Here is a 20,013-nt window from a genome sequence, read left to right as displayed (position 1 = left end):
GACTATAGAGGTGGTCGTTATGAATAAAGAAGCATTGCCGTTATTAGAAGATATAAAACAGATACGCAGACAGGTTGCAAAAGACGGTGAACACATACTGGAATCCTGGCAGAGAGGAGAAGTACGGGAAGAATATATCCAAAGTTTGAGAAATCTCGCTTACTATATGGCTTTTCGCCGTTACGACCGCCGCGAACTGCAAAATTCATTAATCCCATGGGGGGTATCATCCCTCGGCCGTCTGGAACCAAACGTTGCCGGCAACCTCGATGCTGTTATTAAAACTCTCGGATATATTACCGGTGATATTCAACAGGATACTGAATACTTTAAATATCCGGCTTCGGAAGATCGAAACAGTCCGCTTGCGAACAATACAAATATGCTGCTCGGCGAGAGTAAAGAGCACCGATACACGCAAATTATGGTAACGATGCCGCCTGAAGCAGCAAAAGATTATAAACTGGTTAAATCCCTGATTGAGTCGGGGATGAATTCTGCACGGATTAATTGTGCACATGATGATGAGGATACCTGGAAACAGATGATTGAAAATATAAGAACAGCAGCTGATGAGACCGGAGACTCATGCAGAATATTAATGGACATAAGCGGTCCGAAAGTTCGAATCAAGACTCTTTTGACTTCCAAAAGAAACCCAAAACTGAAAACTGGAGAATACTTTCTTCTCTCTAATCAGGAAGCAATGATACTGCCTTCCAAAGTGAATATAGCGGTTAATACTTCGGTTCCCGAGGTGTTGAAAAATGTAGATATTGATCAGCTGATTAAAATTGATGACGGGCAGGTAGAAGCAATAGTAACAGAAGTTCAGGATGATGGTTTAATCTGCCGGGTCACTAAAACATCTAAAGCAAAAGGTGTCAGAATTAAAACAGAAAAAGGCATTAACTTTCCGGACCTTGATATCAATTTAAATGTACTGACAGAGAAAGATATGAACGATCTCGATTTTGCAGCGGAACACGCAGATATTCTCGCTTTTTCTTTTATCAAAAGTGCAGATGATATGAGATATATTGAAGATACTCTAAGAGAAAAATTGACGGCCGGTAAACAGCAGATGCCGGTTATCGCCAAAATAGAAACGACTGAGGCTATCGGGGAGATACCGAATATTATTGCTGCAGCTGCCGCAGTCAGACCTTTTGGAATCATGGTAGCGCGGGGAGATCTGGCAGTAGAAATCGGTTATGAACGGCTCAGTGAGATACAAGAAGAGCTGCTTTGGATTTGTGAAGCTGCTCATGTGCCGGTAATCTGGGCTACTCAGGTGCTGGAATCATTGATTAAAACCGGAATTCCGACACGTTCCGAAATATCAGATGTCGTTGCAGGATCCCGTGCTGAATGTATTATGCTGAATAAAGGCGACTATATTGTTGATGGTGTGAAAACTGTGGATGATATTTTAAGTAAGAGCGAAGGACATAATTATAAGAAAACTGCGATGCTGAGAGCATTGAATATCTCTAAATCAATGTTTGAATAGACAGCATGCGTCTTCCGAACGGGGAGACGCATTTTTTGTGATATAATGCAACGTAAAATGCCAGTAGAAAGTTGAATTTATATGAGCAAGTTTAAAGAATTTATTAAATACTGCATGATTGCAGCAGTCGGCGGTATCATTGATTTACTGTTGTTTATCATGCTGCACACTTATACCGGTATTCATATTCAAATCGTGAATCTGGTTAGCATGTTTACCGGTGTCACAACAAATTTCATATTGAATTATCATTTTAACTTTAAGGCGCACAGCAAATTTTTCAGACGCTACTTTTCATTTCTAACTATTGGTACAGCAGGGTTTTTAGTCGTTTCCATTGCTGTTTTCATTTTCGTTCAACAGCTTGGATGGAACGCCATTATTGTTAAAATAAGTGCGACAATGTTTGCGACCGTGATTCAGTACTTACTAAATCGATATATATCATTCCGCATGTACAGAGCTTAGTCAGTGACAAGAGCGCCATAACCCTTGACAGGACAGATTTGTACCGCATATCGATATTTTGTAACGTTCATTACATAATACGTTATAACGATATAATGAAAAACAATCACAGCCTTAAGACTGTGATTGTTTTTCATTATTTTTCTGACGCTTTATCCCTTAACTCGTAATAATAAAGTACGCTAGTCATCGCACCTTCATCGACCATGTTTGCATCACGCAATTCATCCGGTTTTCCAAGATTAATAATGTAATCATCGTCCGTCCATTTATTAACTGCATTTTCCAGCTGTCCTAAAATCATCTGTCTGTTCTGTGACTTCGTTGCATACAGTACCCCCGCTGCTAGCCCCGCTCCAATAAGGAGTTTCGTCCGTTTGCGCATACAATATCACCCCTTTCAATATAGTTTTCAAGAACATCTAATAATTAAACATAATTAAATTTCTTTAAATATGTAAAAGTTATCATTGGTTATTTCTGGGTTTTAGATTAGAATGGATTTTCTGATGTATTTTTTAAATGATGGAGGATGGGATATGGAATTAAATTTAGTAACATCATTATTTTTAGCAGTGATGGTTTACCTCATCGGTGCTTACTTAGTTAAAAAAATATACTTTTTAGATAGATACTCTATACCGGCACCTGTTGTTGGCGGTTTGCTTTTCGCAGTGTTTACATTAATAATGCACACTTCTGACTTAGTGACGATAACTATAGATACGTCCTTACAGTCTTTATTTATGATTATATTTTTTACCACAGTCGGATTGGGTGCCAGTTTTAAGTTAATTAAACTTGGCGGTAAATTACTTATTATCTACTTACTTGCGGCAAGTTTTTTATCAGTCTTGCAAAATACTTTAGGAGTCTCTCTTGCCAGTCTGCTTGGAATCGATCCTCTGCTCGGACTTATGGCTTCGTCTCCTGCTATGATTGGCGGACACGGCGGTGCTGCAGCATTCGGTGAAACAATCGATGGATTAGGAGTGCAGGGAGCCACTACTGTCGGCATTGCTGCAGCGACTCTCGGACTTATTGCCGGCGGAGTTTTCGGCGGACCGGTTGCACGTTATATGATTAATAGACATAATCTCAAGAGCAATGAACCTGCTTTTGATGCCGGCGAATATGAAGTTCAGGACGTTAAAAAGGAAAGCAAACTGACTATCGACCAGTTCTTTATTTATTTGGCAATCATTACATTCACAATGGCGCTCGGCACATACATTGGCGGTATCTTCTCGGATTTATCCGGAGTAATTCTTCCCGACTATGTCGGTGCAATGTTCGTTGCAATTGTTGTCAGAACATTATTAGACGCTTCACAAGACAAGGTGCCGTTTGATTTTGATACAACTGTAAATGATAAAATCGGTGCAGTTTCTTTAGGCTTATTCCTGTCATTTGCACTGATGAGCATCAAACTTTGGGAGCTCGCAGACTTAGCACTGCCGATTCTGCTGATTGTTTCCGTGCACGTTATCGTCATTATTCTGTATACGATGTTTGTTGTTTACAGACTGCTTGGTAAGAATTATGACGCTGTAGTAATGATTAACGGTTTAATCGGCAGCGGCTTGGGGGCAACGCCTACAGCTATGGCTAATATGGATGCAATCACATCTAAATTTGGCGACTCTAAAACTGCTTACCTGATTGTACCGATTGTCGGGGCATTCTTAATAGATATTATTAATATTCCCGTTATAGTGTTCTTTATAAACCTTTTCAATTAAATAAAATAGAGCAGCCGATTTCGGCTGCTCTATTTTTATTTTTACTGCTGGGATTGCAGGCCGTAGGCGGCACCGTTTCTATTTTTATCAGTAGCCCCTGTAAATTCTCCCGTCACAGGATCAATCTGGATACTGCTGACATTTCCTATGGCTTCGGATTCATCTTCAAAATTATGTCCCATTTCATTAAGCTGGCTAATAACTTCTTCAGGAATACCTTCTTCAAATCTGTAAGATTTCAAGTCATTAGTAAAGATTCTTGGTTCTGTTACTGCTGAATGCACATCGAGCTCGTACTCATAAGCATTGATAATTGTCTGCAGAACTGATGTAATAATGGTCTGCCCGCCCGGCGAACCTGCAGTCATTACCGGTTTGCCATTATCAAATACAATAGTCGGTGTCATACTGCTGAGCGGACGCTTATTCGGCTGTACTTCATTTGCTCCGCCTGGTTCAGCATCAAAATCTGTCAGTTCGTTGTTCAGCATGAATCCATATTCAGGCACCATAATACCAGAACCGAATACCTGCTCAATCGTCGTAGTGTATGAAACGACATTGCCGTATTTATCCGCTACTGAAAAATGGGTCGTCTGTCCATCAACTTTATCGTTCGGCTGTGCAACATTATTCACTTCATCTGTCCCTGTCTGATACTCCCACGGATTTCCCGCTTCCGGCTCTTCATTCACACTATCCATGCTGATTAGTGTGCTTCTCTCTGCAATATAATCAGGATGGAGGAGCCCTTCTGCAGGCACGTCCACAAATTCCGGATCTCCTGCATATTCAGCACGGTCGGCATATGCCAGATGCATTGCTTCTGCCATTAAATGATATTTCTCCGGCGAGTTTATATCATACTGGGATAAATCAAAACCATCGAGCATTCCAAGCATTTGAAGCATGAATATGCCGCCTGAGCTTGGCGGAGGCATGGTAGCAATATCATAGCCGTTAAACTCTCCCCAAATCGGTTCATCTAATGTAATTTCATAATTCGATAAATCTTCTGGTGTCATTGAGCCGCCGAATTCCTGAACTGCGTCAGCAGCCGCTTTTGAAATTTCACTGTTATAAAAGTAATCGATGCCATTATCTTTGATAAGGTTTAAAGTTTTCGCCAAATCTTCCTGAACGAGTACATCGCCTTCTGCTAAGGGTTCAGCATCGTTAAAAAATACTTCAGCTGCTGCTGTAGCCTGTAATTTTTCGGCGTTATCAGAAATTTGTGCAGCCAGGAAGTCATCTATCATAAAACCTTCCTCGGCAATTGAAATTGCTGGAGCAATCAAATCCGACATATCAACTGTTCCCCAAGTTTCGTGGGCTGCCTCCAAGCCCCTCAATGTTCCCGGAACTCCTACTGACTTACCGCTTCTGACACGTTCTTCAAATGGTAATGCTTCCCCGTCTTCATCGAGGAACATTTCCGTATCTGCACCTGCAGGCGCACGTTCCCTGCTGTTTATCACAGATGTTTCTCCTGTTTCTCCATCATATACCATCATAAAACCTCCGCCGCCAATACCCGACATCATGGGCTCTGCAACGGTCAATACATATTGCATAGCAATAGCTGCGTCCATGGCGTTACCGCCGTGGGCAAGGATATCATAACCCGTTTCAGAAGCAAGCGGGTGCGCCGATACAACCATCCCTTCATCAGCTGCTGCTACATCATTATCTTCACTGTAGTCCGGATCAAAAGCTTCGGCAGATACGATGGGAATTCCTGCTGAAAAGATTAGCAATGATAAACTGATAACTGCTGCTAAGCGTTTTAGAAAATTCTTCATGTTACGCCCCCTTGTTTTTAATTGCTGATGCGCTTTGTCTCTCCTCTCTAAATAAAGATGTAAAATTCTAAAAATTATGAATTACTTCCCTCAAGGTTACCATATCAGAACATGCAGTCAATAATTTGACACAATTAAATTCATATCTTTTGTATAGTATAATTTAGAAAATACCTATATATTGAGGTGTAAAATTATGTCTTTAGAAAATGTTAAACCGCCGGAGCAATTTCAATATTTTAATCATCAGATAGTTATTAATAAGCATTTCGAATTCACTTGTCATAACCGTATATTTTTTTCCAGTACAGCCTTTAAAGATTTAAAAAACCATCGCTACACATTTCAGTTAGAAATATTATCAATGGTAAATGAATTGGGCCTTGCCACAGATTTTCATTTAATTGATCAGATCTATAGAGAGCACATTGCTTTAAAACTCGATAATTGCGTGCTCAATGAAACTCTGCCTGCTATGAATACAACCGCTGAAAATATTGCGTACTGGATTTTTGAACAGTTTAGTAGTCATCTGCCAAAGGAAGATACACTGCTTAAAGTAACGCTCTATGAAAACGATAAACAGGGGATTTCCGTAACTAAATAATTCCAGCTTCACAAATCCGTGCAAGTGGACTATGATAGTGATAATCAAATAATAAATTCACCACCACTGGGGGTGTCCGCATCGGACTGAGACTGACCCTTATCACCTGATCTAGATTATACTAGCGTAGGGAAGTGGCATATTTTTATATGCACACCATTCCGTTAGTGGTGTGTTTTTTTGTTTGAAATTTATAACGGAGGCTTCAAAATGGCACAAAGAAATGGTTTAACACTCACTGATATTTTAATTACTGTCGTTATTGCACTGGTTTTCGCTGTTATTTATTCTCTATGGGATGGGATTTATACGATTCTCCAACCCTTTGGTCTGCATTTAAATGAACTGGTATACGGAATGTGGTTTATCGCTGCGATTGTCGCTTATTTAGTTATCAGGAAGCCTGGTGTTGCTCTGATTGCAGAATTTGCAGCAGCTTCGGGCGAAACGATTGTACTCCTTCAGTTTGATATTTCACTGATTATGTACGGCTTAATACAGGGACTGGTCTGCGAACTTATTTTTATGTTCTTTAAATATAAGAGTACGAGTCTGATGGTGGCAGCCTTGGCCGGCATCGCGGCAGCTTTATCTACTTTGCCGCTCGACTGGTATTATGGTTATCTCGGGATGCTCGAGACATGGAATCTTGTCCTGATGTTCAGTTTTCGGATACTCAGCGGCGCGCTTGTTGCCGGCTGGCTCGGCCATCTGCTCTACAAAGCACTTAAAGAAACCGGCGTATTAAAGTTTGTAGGACAAAGACACGATAATTCACATGAAGGATTATAATATGCCGGCAATTAATATACAGAACTTAAATTTAAAATTTCCAGAAGCACCGGTAAAATTATTTACCGATTTAAATATTGAAGTTGAAGCCGGCGAGAAAGTACTGCTGCTCGGACCGAGCGGTTCAGGTAAAAGCACGTTATTAAACGTCATGGGCGGGTTAATCCCGCGGGCAATCCATACACCCATGAAAACCGAATCAATCGAAATTCCTGATAATAACGCCTATGTGTTTCAGGATCCTGATTCCCAGTTTACGATGCCTACAGTAGCAGAAGAGCTTGCTTTTATTTTGGAAAATAGAAATATTCCGAAGGAAAATATGGAAACGGCAATGCTGGAAGCACTCAGTCAGACGGGACTTAATATACCACTTAACTTAAATATTAATAATTTATCAGGGGGAATGAAGCAGAAGCTTGCGATCGCTTCAGCCCTGCTGCAAGATCCGGATACTTTGTTTCTCGATGAACCAACGAGCATGCTTGATGACGAGTCTGCATCTTCTCTATGGGATGTCATTGAAAACATTTGGCACAACCGCACAGTTATTATAGTCGAACATCGTGTCGATTATATATGGGACAAAGTCGACCGGGTTATTCTGATGAATAATCAGGCTCAGATTACTCATGACGGTACTCCGGACGATGTTTTAAAAAATTATAAACACCTTTTGAATGAATATGGTGTTTGGCATCCGGATTCATGGCAGGAAGCTCCAGTGTTCAATCCGTTACCGCCAGCGGAAGAGGTACTGCTCGAAATAAAAAACCTCCATCTTGAACGGCAGGGGATGGAGATTTTGCATATCGATAACTTAACTGTTGCCGGAGGAGAATGGATTACGCTCGAAGGAAAAAACGGTACTGGAAAGTCCAGTCTGCTTCTTGCGATAATGAAATTGATTCCTTCTGCTGGCAATATTTACTACCGGAATAAGAAAGTTGCAAAAACAAAACAAATTGCCGGAGAAGTATATCCGGTATTTCAAAATCCGGAACTCCAGTTTATTACGCACAAAGTTTTTGATGAAGTTTTCATCAATATGGAATCCCGCTTTGAATATTCTGAAGCAGTGAGACAGACCGAAGTCATTTTGCAGCAGATGGGGCTTAGTAATACAGCACACCTGCATCCATTGGAAATTTCTACAGGACAGAAGCGCCGGCTAAGTGTAGCCACGTCTTTCGGCGGTGTGCCGAACATCCTGCTGCTCGATGAGCCGACATTCGGTCTCGATCAGAAACACGCCTTTCGAATGCTGGAAATATTTCAAGAACTGACTGAATCAGGGACTGCAATCATCATGATTACGCACGATGAAAATATTAAGACACGCTATCCGTCGAGACGCTTGATTATTGAAGACGGAATGCTTCATGAGAAGAGGATACACGATGCTTGACGCGGTGAAGAATTACAGCACTTTTATAGACAGGACAAATCCGCTGACAAAAATACTGCTGGCAGCAATACTTTTTGTTACTGTAATTTTCATTCATAATCCAAATGTTCTTTTCCATCTGACAATTATTATGCTCATCATGCTGCTCCTTTTAAGCGGAGTTAAAATAAAATACCTGACAATCTTGTTAATATTTATTTTAAGTTCAGGATTTATATCAAGCCTCTATATGATATTCTACGGTGAAGGGACACAGACGCTGTTTCGCTACGGCATTATTCATATTACTGAAGAAAGCTTTGTCAGAGGTATTCATATTTCAATGCGCGGCGCTATATTGTCGTTATTTGGCGCCCTAGTGATATTTACAACGAAAATAACAGATGTGTTTTACGCGCTCATGATTCAGCTGAAAATAAAACCTAAGTATGCTTATTCCTTTATGGCAGCTATCCGCATGGTTCCAATTATTGTTGCAGAATATTTCCAGCTGAGGCAGGCTAGAAAGGTCAGAAAAGCATTGATTCATAAAAAATACATTTCAGGATTTAGAGGATTGAAATCAACAATTGTGACCTTGCTCAGTCAAAGCATAAGAAGAGCTTACAGACTTGGGATTGCAATGGAATCCAAAGGATTCAGTGACGGTGTCCGCACATACTATCATAGAACATCATTCTCAAAATATGATTTGTATTTAATCGCGCTTATTGGAGCTGCTGTTTTCGCTGCTCTCGAGTTCGGTACTGTCATTTCTCCTTTCACAAGCACCGACGCAAGATAAAAAAGCATTGGGAGCTCCCAATGCTTTTTTGCTCTTCCAGTTATTATTCTGCCGGCGTTCCCGGTTCAATATCATAAGATTTTTGTACCGATTCGTGACGTTTCCCAAGATCTGCAGTTGTTGTTTTATTCCAGACAGATTTTTGTGTGTCCTGCAGCTGAGAAACCATTTTTTCAGGTATCACATTGCGATACTGATCTGTTTCACCGAGGATTACTTTGATTGCTGGCTCTGTTACTTCTTCAGGGTCAAATTGTTCACTAGGAAAAGCTGTTTTTCTGTAGTCAAATACTGTGTCATCTAAATCAATCTCCCAGTTTTTCCACGTTTCAAACTCACGGTCATTGAATCCTGTTAAATAAGGACCCGGATTAATCGTCGATACCTCCACATTAAATTCCTGCAGCTCCTTGCTCAAAGCCATCGCGAACGCTTCTACAGTATGTTTTGAGCCTGAGTACGGTCCGGACAGCGGGTTCGTTGTAATACCGGATACTGAGGATACGAAAACAATGCGACCTTGTTTATTTTCCACCATTTTACGGGCAAATCCTTTAGTTAATAATATCGGTCCAAAGACATTGGCTTCGAATTGATGACGCAAGTTTGCTTCAGGTATATCAACTAATGAGCCGCCTTCTTTGACAGCTGCATTATTGACCAGCACATCAATATCCCATGCCCAAGCTTTTTCACGGTCTTTAGGGTTTGTTACATCAAGTTTTTCGATCTTCATTTTAACACCGCGTTCGCGTGCTTCCTGTTCTAAAGCAGATACCTGTGACATCACTTCCACCGTTGCGATAACTGGATGATCTTTTTCCGCCAGTGCGAATGCAATATTTTTACCGAATCCTGTTCCTGCACCTGTAATAAGTACTGTCTGTGTCATTTAAAAGCCTCCTGTAAATTTGCTTCTTTAGAATCTATACCCTGTCATATTTCTCTCAATCGGACAAAGAGTTGAAAAGTCTGTTTTATAAACAAGATGCAGGGAATATATTATTTGATAATGAAATTTGGAGGGATAAGAATGGATTACACATTATTAGGAGATTCAGGTCTTAATATTTCTAAATATTCTCTTGGTACCATACCATTCAGCGGCACAAAGGGTTTTGAGGCAACAGGAGATATGAATCAGGAAACAGCGAACTATTTTGTCGATTATGCACTAGATAAAGGGATTAATCATTTTGACACAGCCAATCTTTACGCTAAAGGCGATGCCGAAAAAGTCCTTGGCAAAGCAATTCGCGATAAACGCCAGGATATGACAATCGCCAGTAAAACAGGCACCCCGATCCAAGGTGGTCCTAACGACGGCGGTGCAACACGCGCCAATATTGAAACGACTATTGATGAGACACTGAAACGTCTCGGTACAGATTACTTGGATTTATACTACATTCATATATGGGACGGCCGTGTTCCTGTTTCAGAAACTGTCCAGGTGATGAACGATTTGATTAAGAAAGGTAAAATCCGCTACTGGGGTGTATCCAATTACAGCGGCTGGTCACTTGCCAAAACACATACTTTTGCAGTGGAAAATAATATGATTCCGCCTGCAGCTCATCAAATCTATTACACACCCGAATCACGGGAGGCGGAGTACGAACTGCTTCCGGCAGGAACAGAGCTTGGGATAGGAAACACAATATGGTCTCCTTTAGGCGAAGGCATGCTGAACGGTAAAATTACGAGAAATCAAAAAGCACAGCCGGGAACACGCCAAGGCAACGGATGGGCAGAACCTTATCTTAAAGACAAGGAATTCTTTTATAATCTCGTTGAGATGCTGCAGGATGTTGCATCGAAACATAAGGTAACAGTACCGCAAGTTGTGCTTGCCTGGCTCCGTGACAGACCAAATGTAGATTCGGTCATTATTGCAGCACGTAATAAAGAACAATTGTATGAAGACGTCGCATCCTACACGTTGCAATTGACCGACGATGACGTTTCACAAATTACGGACTTCACTGCTTTAGAACCCGTTTATCCTCATTGGCACCGCGCAATGAATACGATGAATATGGCTTCAGAATCAGAGAAAGTTTATCTGGAAGCATATAATAAAACGATGAAGCAGAAAGATCAGGAAATCTAAGGAATCTCTGAAAATGTTTAATGTGAAACATAATATTTTCTTCCCTTTTACTTCTATATGCGTTGGTATCAAGATAGTAACGCATAGCATTATAAAATAACGCTATGCGTTACTCCTAAGTTTTTGGACATCAATTGCAGTTCAAAAGAAATTATGCAACAATTGAAACTTAGCAAACAACCTTTAGGAGATGATTCCAAATGAACATGCACAAGTTAGTGAAGGTGCTGGCATCAGCGGGAATTGCAGCTACTGTCGTTACAAGCACGCAGATTGCAGACAGCAATGACGGCATGAATACAGTCGAAGCAGCAGAATCTAAAAGTTCAAATTATAAATATGAAGGCGATACAGGATATGGAGATGGAAATTTCCTTCTCAATGATGCTCTTATCAAAACATTGGAAGAAGATGGCGATTTAGCATTCAATGGTCATACTATCGAGGCTTCAGAGGCTGATTATGAAAAGCGTGCCGATACAGAGTATGAAACTACAAAAGAACACGATCAGAAATTCACCTTATATGACGGAACAGCAACTAAAGTTGTTTTCCCGATTCAGGAAGAAATGCTATCAATTGATGAAATAACGGAAGCTTACGGAGACGATTACGAAATTGAAGAAAACAAAAAAGGAAAATTCGAAACATATGTATTTAAACTCGGCGATCAGAAAAAGGATACCGATAAAAATATAATAGCATTTAAAGTAGAGGACAGCTATGTAACACAAGTTACAATTGGTTACAGCAAATCTTACTAAAGATAAAAGGAAGACAAAATTATCTGTCTTCCTTTTTTAATTTTCTGCAATTTGCGCAGTACGCGGTTTTCTTGCTGTCATAATCAGCACACCGATTCCAAGCAGGACGAGTATCAGACCGAACCATGATGTACTGCTCATATATTCTCCGAGAAAGAAAACACCGAGTAAAGTAGCTGTTAGCGGTTCTCCGAGCGACAGTGTTACAGCTGTGGAAGAGGAGACATTAAACAAGCCGATTGCAAATAGATAATAGGCAAGGCCAGTTGCTACAACTCCCAGATGGAGGCCGGCTATGATTCCTTCCCGGCTGAAGATCCAAGACATATCGAAGACGAAAAGAAAAGGAGACAGCAGCAGTCCGCTCAAAGTAAATACGACAGCTACTGATGGCAGGGGTGACATCTTCTCTACCACGTCTTTATTAACGATTGTATAGCAGGCAAAAGAAAATCCCGCTCCAAGTGCTAACAGTATTCCAAACGGGTCTGCCTGCACCGATCCCTGATTTGAAAACAGCAAAATAACTCCTGCTATTGAAAGCGTAGTCGATACCCACCATACAGCTGCAGGTTTTTTTCTCAGAAACAGCATTTCTATAATTCCTGCCAGCATCGGTGCGCTGCCGATCGCAACAACTGTCCCGATTGCCACACCGGTAATGGCTACCGCAGAAAAGAATAAAGGCTGATAAATACCAATACATACGGATGCGATGAGTGTTGGTTTTAACGGCAGGCTTTTCAAATTTAGTTTACCTGCTGCCAGCACGACTATGAGTAAAAATAAACCGCCGATAAAAAGCCTGGTAGCACCAATCGCTACCGGGTGTGCAGAAGCCGGCGCCAGTGCCTGGACTGTTCCTGTTGTTCCCCAAAACACCGCAGCTAAAAGAATTAAAAGTGGAGCAATTTGCTGTTTCAAATAAAATCACCTCAGTATAAAGTATGTTACAAATATTTTATACAATTGTACGAGGTTTTACTTTACTGCCTGCAACATGTTATTTACCATTTCTTAAGCTCTCTGAATATATGCGGCGAGACCCCGGTATTTTTCACAAACCAGCGGGTAAATGAAGATATATTCTCAAAATCCATCTCTCCTGCTATTCTTGTAACCGACCAGTCTGTCACCGTCAGCATATATTCGGCTTCTTCCCGGCGAAGCTTATTTATATATTCTTTTACGCTTTTACCGGTTTGCTTTTTAAACCATTTTGAATAATATGACGGATGATAGTTTTCTATTTGAGCGAGGGTTTCAAGATTCAGCTGATGTCTAAAATTTTTATTAATATATTCAATTGAAGGAGGCGTTACTGTTCTAATTTTATTTGCAATATAGTTCGTTAAATTACCAAGTGCCGCAGGATTCTCGGCATTCTTTACTTCTTCCATCAGAAGATACTTTACAGCAGACCAGCTTTCATCCATATTTTCATACATATCCCTGGTATTACCCGGGAGCATACGCAAAGGAATATCCAGTACGAGAAATTCATTCTGATCAGCAGAATGGAATACATGATCTGTATATGGGGCAAGATAGAAACAATACTCCGGAGTCAGATTAATTTTGTGATTATCTGTTTTTAAATCCATAGATCCATGCAGCGGGAACAGAAATTGTCCATGTGTGTGATGGTGAGATGTGACCACTTCATTATAGATTCTTTTTTCGCATACAATAGCAGTACTCATCATTAAAACCTCCTTCAAAAAATATTATTCCTGCTTAAGAAAAATATAATTCTTTCAATCATCAAATCATATATCCAGTAAAAATACTATTTTTTTCTACTTTTTTGAAAAAATTAAAAGATCCTGGAGCAGAGGCTTCCAAGATCTCTTAATCTCACTTTGAATTAGCGAATTTGTATTGAACCGCCATCAGCCATTAATGTCTGACCGGTCATATAGTTAGAATCTTCCGATGCCAGGAAGACTGCAATTGGACCTATATCTTTTTCGGGGTCTCCCCATCTCTTCATCGGTACCTTTGAAACAATCGCTTCGAATGTTTCAGGGTGTTCTTTCGACCACGCCTCAACGCCTGGTGTCATTGCGATAGGGCTGATGATATTCACATTAATACCATATTCTCCCCATTCGTTTGCTGCAACTTTCGAGATTGCGCGAATAGCTTCTTTTGCAGCGGCATATGCTGTTTGTGTTTTCTGGCCTTCCAGTCCTGCACCTGAAGCAAAGTTTATTACGCTTCCTTTTGACTCTTTAAGGTACGGAAAAGCACTCTGCATCAGGTAGAAGGTCGGATAAAATCCAGTGTTAAATGAAAAGTCCATATCTTCCTGTGTCGTATCTTCAAAATTCACCTGTCTTGACGCGTGTGCATTGTTTACAAGCACCTCAAGTTTACCGTATTTTTCCACAACAGTATCGACAATTTCATGCAGCCTTTCACGTTCTGTTAAATCTGCTTTGATAAATATTGAATCCGGTGATACTTCCTGCAGTTCTGCTGCCACCGCGTTACCTTCTTCTTCATTTAAGTCGACAATGGCAACTTTGGCGCCTTCTTTTGCCATTGCTCTTGCCATGCCGCTCCCTATACCGCCGGCACCGCCTGTAATAATGACTGCTTTGTCTTTTAATTTCATACTTTTTCCTCCAAATCGTTAAAATTAAATTACATTGCTGTTAAGCCGCCGTCAATGATGAATTCCGACCCTGTAGAGTAGCTCGACTCACTTGATGCAAGGAACAGCACCATATTTGTTACTTCTTCCGACTGAGCCATGCGGCGCATCGGAATTTGTTTTGCAAATTCTTTAATCTGTTCTACTGCATCACCTTCAGTAACCATTGGTGTTTCAATCACACCGGGATGTACTGAGTTCACTCTGATACCAAGGTGTCCAACTTGCAATGCCGCAGCTTTTGTCATCCCTCTGACAGCAAATTTAGAGTCTGTATAGCCGACTGCCCCCCCGACAATACCGTTCATTGATGAAATATTCACGATTGAACCGCCTTCAGCTTTTTGCATTGAAGGCAGTACCGCTTTAATTCCAAGAAATACAGATACTTGATTAATATCGATAATTTTTTTATAGTCTTCAACTGACATATCAAAAATACTCTTGCTCATACTGATTCCCGCATTATTCACCAGTACGTTAACCGGTCCAAAAGCCGCTTCTGCTTTTTCAATAACTTCCTGCCATCCCGCTTCATCAGTCACATCGTGTTTTACAAATAAGGTATTATCACCAAGTTCCGAAGCCAATTTTTCTCCGACCTCTTCGTTTATATCAGTAAATACGACTTTAGCGCCTTCTTCAACGAAACGGCGTACGTGTGATTCCCCCATACCTCTGGCTCCGCCTGTAATAATTGCAACCTTGCCTGATAATCTTTCCATATTGATTACCTCCATATATTGATAGTCTGACTCTCAATATTATTATAACGCTAATTTATCTGATAGGCTAATATTTAGACATGTATTATAATTATTAAATGAAAGGGGAAAATCCTATGTCAAAACAGCTGGAAAACAAAGAACGCCGTACACAGGCAATCATCGATGCTGCCGAAAAACTGCTGATTGAAAGCACCTGGGACAGCGTACAGATGCAGGATATTGCAAATGAGGCGGGAGTCGGCGTCGCAACACTTTTCCGATACTTCCCGAAAAAGCAGATGCTTATCATTGCAGTTGCCAGTCAGCTATTAACAGAAGAACTTGATTTCTATCGCAGCATCAACCTTCTGAATGCAACAGGCATTGAGAAAGTCGAGTCAATTTTCACCAGAGTCAACAGACTGGGAAATCCGGAAGCACTGAAAAAATCAAAGTTTATTGATATATTTGAATCAAATATTGGCGAGCTTGATAACTTTGGAATAGAAGCTGAAGAATACTTTAAGATTCGCAATAATATCTCCAATATTGTCAGCCGGATAGTAAACGATGGCCAAGCTGATAAAACACTGCCTTCAGGTGCAGGTGTCACAGATGAAATTATGACGATGATTAATAACTACAGTCTTTTCGCCCGAAAGCTTGCACTGATGAAGGATATTATGACATTGGAAAAGCACCCCGGAATCGAAACTCAGTTAAAAATCATGCATGGTATGTATATGGAACGTCTCAAAAATTCTTAAAAGTATATTAATTTTAATAAAGGTAGTAAGAAGAGCTGGCGGTGAAATTGCTATGAGATTAAATAGGAAAAGATTTACAATATTATTCAATATTTCTATAATAATAGTTTTTATACTTCTTATCTTTTTTGCCCCCTCAACTTTCCTTCAGGATTTCACATCTGAACAACAAAGAACTGTAGGGCTTCTTGTACTTGCTATTTATTTATGGACTATTTCTCCTCTGCCGTCAGGAGCCTCAAGCATACTCCTCCTTGCAATGATGATGATTCTCGGACTAGCCAATTCAGTCGAAGAGGCGATGAGCGGTTTTCTATCATCCGCGCTTTATTTCATTTTATTTTTAACTATATTGAGCAGAGTTCTCGTGAAGACCGGCGTCGATAAAGTCGTCGCCTCACAACTTCTCAGATTGAATAAAAAAGGGCCTAAAACGGTAGCTGTTGCGCTGCCAGTTCTGATTGCTATACTTCCTGTGCTTATGCCTTCCGCATTTGCACGGCTTAAAATGCTGCTGCCATTCGTAGACAGATTAAATGATTCATTTGGATTTTCAAATCATAGTGTTTTCAAAAAGTATGCATTATATGTTGTAGGGCTAATGAATCAGAACGGAACAATGATCGTTTATACCGGTGGAGGTTTCCCAGTTTTAGCAGCCCAGCTTTTAAATGACTATGGCGTTGCTAATTTGAACTGGTTGGAATGGTTTCTTATTATTGCACCACCTTTATGGTTGGCATTACTTATTGTAAATATATTTGCATGGAACTACTTTAAATATTCCTATCTGTCCGAAATACCAAACGGTCATATTCAAAAAAGAATTCAGTCTAAAAAATACTTCGAGACATCTCGGGAGAGAAGAAGATTCTGGTTTGTAATAATGACTTTTTTTATAATGATTATAGTATGGGCCCTGACAGATAATAATGTCGTTCCAACTTTGTTGCCGCCGATGGTACTACTTGTTATTTACTCAATTCCGAAAATCGGCTTGCTGAACAATACAGATATAAGAGCTTTTGACTGGGAAAACTTCCTGCTTCTCGTTGCCTCTTTTTCCATCGGTATTTTACTCGACCAGAATGGAACAGCTGTAATAATAGCAGAACACATGATGCAGTTTATTCCGGAAAATTCCGGATTGATCTTTAAAACTGTACTTATTGCTCTGATTACATTTGTATTCAGAATGATATTCATTGTTCCTTCATCTGCAATAATAGTAATCTTTCCTATAGTAGTTTCTTATGCAGACATCACAAACATACCTGCATTAAGTCTTGCATTTCTTGTGATTTTAATTGTCGGTGGTACAAATATTCTACCTATACATTCACCCACATCATATTTCGCTTTTCAATCAGGAGTTCTCAGTAAAAAAGATCATTATATAATTGCAGTATTTTCAACGGGTATATTCATTATCACTGCAATAATTGCTGCGTCAACCTATTGGATATTATGGTTGTAAAAATAATAATTTGAAAATTTTGTTTCTTAGTTCAGAAGCAGCATAAATGCCTTTTCTATTCTGTTATAATAAGTAGTAGTTTACTTGAGAAAGAATGATATATAAATATGAAGCGATTTTTAGAAGTAAGTCTTGAAACTAAAATTAATGGAATACTGATTGGTGTTATAAGCCTAATCGTCATTTCATTGTCAGCATTTTACCTTTATCACTCAAGCAATGAATATTACGATAATGCAAAAAGACTGACTCTCCAATCTGCAAAAACTATTTCTTTTTTACCATCAATAACTGACAGTGCTGATTTAAAAGATAATGAAAAAATCCAAACGCTGACCAATCAGTATATTTTTGAGAATGATATTGATTTCGTTATAGTAAAAAATAAAGAAGGGACCATTCTGTCTCATCCAAACCCGTCAATGATTGGAGAACACGAACCATATCAGGAAGATATGCGTGCGAATATTTTCGGTGCTTACTATACAACAGTAAGTGATAAGTATATAGAGTCTTCTGTTATAGCAATAGCTCCTGTGTATACTGGAAGTGAAGTAAGACAATTGAGCGGCGTAGTTAAGGTAGGTTATTTTGAAAGTGAAATTACTGAAAAAGTGCTGAATAAGCTGTATCAGCTTTCGTTTATTATTATCTTTTTTATTATTCTGAGTTTTTTTATCAGCAAATGGTTTGGGAAATACATAAAATCAGAGACACTCGGTTACGAACCAAAAGAAATTACTATGATTCTTAAAAACCGGGAAAATATTTTCTCAGCTCTGGATGAAGGTATCATTGCGGCTGATTTAACTGGAAAAATCATTTATATTAATGATGCAGCCCGTAGATACCTAGGAAACTCTAGGGATACTCATATGAATAATAACATTTATGATTATTTTCAAAATGATCTAGAGCAATATATAGATAAAAATGACAGCAACCATGGCACTAGATATTTTGAAACTTATTTAAATGATAAAGAAATTGTCGTTATTGTTAATAACCTCTATGAAAAAGAAGAACTTTCCGGTCACGTCATTATATTAAGGGATATGACAGAGATGTCAGAGCTTTCCAACAAACTGACCATCGTAGAATCACTCTTTGACGATTTACGGGCACAAAGTCATGAATATAAAAACAGACTTCATCTTATTTCAGGATTGCTGGAAATGCAAAAATACCATGGTATAAGGGATGTACTTGATGATGAAATAGATAATTTGGATTTATATGAAAAAAATCTGGTTGGTATCGAAGAAGACCGAATAAAAGCTTTACTGATTGCAAAGATGAATAGAGCCACTGAAAAACAGGTTAATTTCAAAATCGATAATCAGAGTCAGATGATTCCCATTTCTAATAAACAAAAAATTAATGCCCTGATTACTATTATCAGTAATCTCATTGATAATTCCATTGAAGCAGTACTCAATCAGGGTGAGCCTGAAATCAATTTCTATATTGGTTATTTTGACGGGTGGATGGAAATTGTGGTTCAAGATAACGGTTGCGGTATAAATAATGAAGAGAACATTTTTAAAAAGGGATATTCGACTAAGAATGGCGGTATTAACAGAGGTTACGGACTTTATAATGTTACTGCAAATGTTGAGTTTCTCGAAGGATATATAGATGTTAACTCCAGAAATGGTCAAACTGTATTTACAGTTGAAATCCCTATAATCGAGGAAGGAGAACATAGTAATGAAAATTCTTATAGTTGAAGATGATTTTAGAATAGCAGAAATGTACAAGGAGTACTTGTTAAAAAATGCACCTGAAGATGAGATACACACTGCTCTGAATGCAGCTGAGAGTTTAAAAACACTTAGAAGCCATGATATTAACCTCATGCTTGTAGATATCTACCTCCCCGATATGCATGGAGATAAATTGATAGAGAATGTTTTAAAAGAATATCCTTATATGAACTTTATAGTTATAACAGCAAGTCAAGAAAGCAGAAAAGTGAAAAATGCGATGCAGCTTGGTGCATTATACTATCTAGTCAAACCTGTAAAACTGGATAAATTAAGTGAGACTGTCAATGACTATAAAAAGAAAAATATGACTCTTTCAAAATCAATTGAACTGGAACAAGAGGACATAGATGTATATTTCGGACGCGCAAACACATCTGCATTAAATAATCTTCCAAAAGGCATCGATCCATTGACACTTAAAAAAATTGAAGAAACTTTCTCAAACCACTATGAATGGACTTCTTCGCAGCTTGGTGAATACCTCGGTACATCGAGAACAACAGTCCGAAGATATCTCGAATATATGAGAGAGTCGGGAAAACTGACTGTTTCTCAGAACTTTGGTGATAAGGGACGACCTGAAAAAAAGTATAAAAAGAACTTTTCGTGAACTTTATGTTTTTTAATAACATAAAGTTCTT

20 protein-coding genes and 1 riboswitch are annotated in these 20,013 nt (G+C 39.3%); of the genes, 13 read left to right on the top strand and 7 right to left on the bottom strand.

Features of this window, described 5'->3' with window-relative positions:
- Positions 1–19: 19 nt before the first annotated feature.
- Both MHH58_RS00700 and MHH58_RS00695 read left to right on the top strand, forming a co-directional pair.
- A complete protein-coding gene (locus MHH58_RS00700; protein ID WP_341344721.1) occupies positions 20–1,513 on the top strand; it encodes a pyruvate kinase in 1,494 nt (497 codons plus the stop codon).
- An 81-nt stretch (positions 1,514–1,594) separates the two neighbouring features.
- A complete protein-coding gene (locus tag MHH58_RS00695; RefSeq protein ID WP_135097498.1) occupies positions 1,595–1,981 on the top strand; it encodes a GtrA family protein in 387 nt (128 codons plus the stop codon).
- 136 nt (positions 1,982–2,117) lie between these two features.
- On the opposite strand, the gene MHH58_RS00690 is transcribed toward MHH58_RS00695, so the two are convergent.
- Entirely contained in the window at positions 2,118–2,366 is a 249-nt protein-coding gene (locus MHH58_RS00690) for a hypothetical protein (RefSeq protein WP_135097496.1), read from the bottom strand.
- A 154-nt stretch (positions 2,367–2,520) separates the two neighbouring features.
- Here MHH58_RS00690 and gltS point away from each other — a divergent pair, with 154 nt between their 5' ends.
- On the top strand, positions 2,521–3,723 hold the full coding sequence (gltS, locus tag MHH58_RS00685) for a sodium/glutamate symporter (RefSeq protein WP_135097494.1): 1,203 nt from the start codon (positions 2,521–2,523) through the stop codon (positions 3,721–3,723).
- 41 nt (positions 3,724–3,764) lie between these two features.
- On the opposite strand, the gene ggt is transcribed toward gltS, so the two are convergent.
- Entirely contained in the window at positions 3,765–5,525 is a 1,761-nt protein-coding gene (ggt, locus tag MHH58_RS00680) for a gamma-glutamyltransferase (protein WP_341344720.1), read from the bottom strand.
- Between the two features lie 196 nt (positions 5,526–5,721).
- Between ggt and MHH58_RS00675 the strand changes: the two genes are divergently transcribed.
- The 4 genes from MHH58_RS00675 to MHH58_RS00660 all read left to right on the top strand — a co-directional run bounded on the left by MHH58_RS00675 (position 5,722) and on the right by MHH58_RS00660 (position 9,116).
- Positions 5,722–6,132 carry a 6-pyruvoyl trahydropterin synthase family protein gene (locus tag MHH58_RS00675; protein WP_135097490.1) on the top strand — a complete coding sequence of 137 codons (411 nt, stop codon included), beginning with the start codon at positions 5,722–5,724 and terminating at the stop codon, positions 6,130–6,132.
- Between the two features lie 58 nt (positions 6,133–6,190).
- A riboswitch (TPP riboswitch) is annotated at positions 6,191–6,282 on the top strand.
- Between the two features lie 60 nt (positions 6,283–6,342).
- The gene (locus MHH58_RS00670) at positions 6,343–6,924 is read left to right on the top strand and encodes an ECF transporter S component (RefSeq protein ID WP_341344719.1); all 582 of its coding nucleotides are present in this window, start codon (positions 6,343–6,345) and stop codon (positions 6,922–6,924) included.
- Positions 6,911–8,332: an ABC transporter ATP-binding protein gene (locus MHH58_RS00665; RefSeq protein ID WP_341344718.1), complete on the top strand. Its 1,422-nt coding sequence runs from the start codon at positions 6,911–6,913 to the stop codon at positions 8,330–8,332. The genes MHH58_RS00670 and MHH58_RS00665 overlap by 14 nt, the downstream gene beginning before the upstream one ends.
- A complete protein-coding gene (locus tag MHH58_RS00660) occupies positions 8,307–9,116 on the top strand; it encodes an energy-coupling factor transporter transmembrane component T family protein (RefSeq protein ID WP_341344717.1) in 810 nt (269 codons plus the stop codon). Before MHH58_RS00665 ends, MHH58_RS00660 begins: the two co-directional genes overlap by 26 nt.
- A 43-nt stretch (positions 9,117–9,159) precedes the next feature.
- Here the strand turns inward: MHH58_RS00660 and MHH58_RS00655 are convergent, their stop codons facing one another.
- Positions 9,160–10,008 (bottom strand): SDR family oxidoreductase, encoded by an 849-nt coding sequence (locus tag MHH58_RS00655; RefSeq protein ID WP_341344716.1) that lies wholly within the window; start codon positions 10,006–10,008, stop codon positions 9,160–9,162.
- A 141-nt stretch (positions 10,009–10,149) separates the two neighbouring features.
- Here MHH58_RS00655 and MHH58_RS00650 point away from each other — a divergent pair, with 141 nt between their 5' ends.
- Positions 10,150–11,229 carry an aldo/keto reductase gene (locus tag MHH58_RS00650; protein WP_341344715.1) on the top strand — a complete coding sequence of 360 codons (1,080 nt, stop codon included), beginning with the start codon at positions 10,150–10,152 and terminating at the stop codon, positions 11,227–11,229.
- 200 nt (positions 11,230–11,429) lie between these two features.
- Positions 11,430–11,993, top strand: coding sequence for an immunodominant staphylococcal antigen IsaB family protein (isaB, locus tag MHH58_RS00645; RefSeq protein ID WP_135097479.1), 564 nt, complete (start codon positions 11,430–11,432; stop codon positions 11,991–11,993).
- Positions 11,994–12,029: 36 nt separating this feature from the next.
- On the opposite strand, the gene MHH58_RS00640 is transcribed toward isaB, so the two are convergent.
- The 4 genes from MHH58_RS00640 to MHH58_RS00625 all read right to left on the bottom strand — a co-directional run bounded on the left by MHH58_RS00640 (position 12,030) and on the right by MHH58_RS00625 (position 15,377).
- Entirely contained in the window at positions 12,030–12,917 is an 888-nt protein-coding gene (locus tag MHH58_RS00640; protein ID WP_341344714.1) for a DMT family transporter, read from the bottom strand.
- Between the two features lie 83 nt (positions 12,918–13,000).
- The gene (locus MHH58_RS00635; RefSeq protein ID WP_341344713.1) at positions 13,001–13,699 is read right to left on the bottom strand and encodes an AraC family transcriptional regulator; all 699 of its coding nucleotides are present in this window, start codon (positions 13,697–13,699) and stop codon (positions 13,001–13,003) included.
- A 161-nt stretch (positions 13,700–13,860) separates the two neighbouring features.
- Positions 13,861–14,613, bottom strand: coding sequence for an SDR family NAD(P)-dependent oxidoreductase (locus MHH58_RS00630; protein WP_135097473.1), 753 nt, complete (start codon positions 14,611–14,613; stop codon positions 13,861–13,863).
- Between the two features lie 29 nt (positions 14,614–14,642).
- Positions 14,643–15,377, bottom strand: a complete 735-nt coding sequence (locus MHH58_RS00625; protein ID WP_135097471.1) for a glucose 1-dehydrogenase — start codon at positions 15,375–15,377, stop codon at positions 14,643–14,645.
- 116 nt (positions 15,378–15,493) lie between these two features.
- On the opposite strand from MHH58_RS00625, the gene MHH58_RS00620 reads away from it, so the two are divergent.
- The 4 genes from MHH58_RS00620 to MHH58_RS00605 all read left to right on the top strand — a co-directional run bounded on the left by MHH58_RS00620 (position 15,494) and on the right by MHH58_RS00605 (position 19,982).
- Positions 15,494–16,126 (top strand): TetR/AcrR family transcriptional regulator, encoded by a 633-nt coding sequence (locus tag MHH58_RS00620; RefSeq protein WP_341344712.1) that lies wholly within the window; start codon positions 15,494–15,496, stop codon positions 16,124–16,126.
- Complete coding sequence (locus MHH58_RS00615) at positions 16,092–17,603, top strand: SLC13 family permease (protein WP_341344711.1); 1,512 nt, start codon at positions 16,092–16,094, stop codon at positions 17,601–17,603. Before MHH58_RS00620 ends, MHH58_RS00615 begins: the two co-directional genes overlap by 35 nt.
- A 107-nt stretch (positions 17,604–17,710) precedes the next feature.
- Positions 17,711–19,333 carry an ATP-binding protein gene (locus tag MHH58_RS00610; RefSeq protein ID WP_341344710.1) on the top strand — a complete coding sequence of 541 codons (1,623 nt, stop codon included), beginning with the start codon at positions 17,711–17,713 and terminating at the stop codon, positions 19,331–19,333.
- Positions 19,314–19,982, top strand: a complete 669-nt coding sequence (locus MHH58_RS00605) for a response regulator transcription factor (RefSeq protein WP_341344709.1) — start codon at positions 19,314–19,316, stop codon at positions 19,980–19,982. The genes MHH58_RS00610 and MHH58_RS00605 overlap by 20 nt, the downstream gene beginning before the upstream one ends.
- Positions 19,983–20,013 lie beyond the last annotated feature (31 nt).

This window comes from Jeotgalicoccus sp. FSL K6-3177, assembly GCF_038050175.1.
In the GTDB taxonomy this organism is placed as follows: Bacteria; Bacillota; Bacilli; order Staphylococcales; family Salinicoccaceae; genus Jeotgalicoccus; species Jeotgalicoccus nanhaiensis.
Note: the sequence above shows the minus strand (reverse complement) of the source record. Positions and strands in the feature narration are given on the sequence as shown.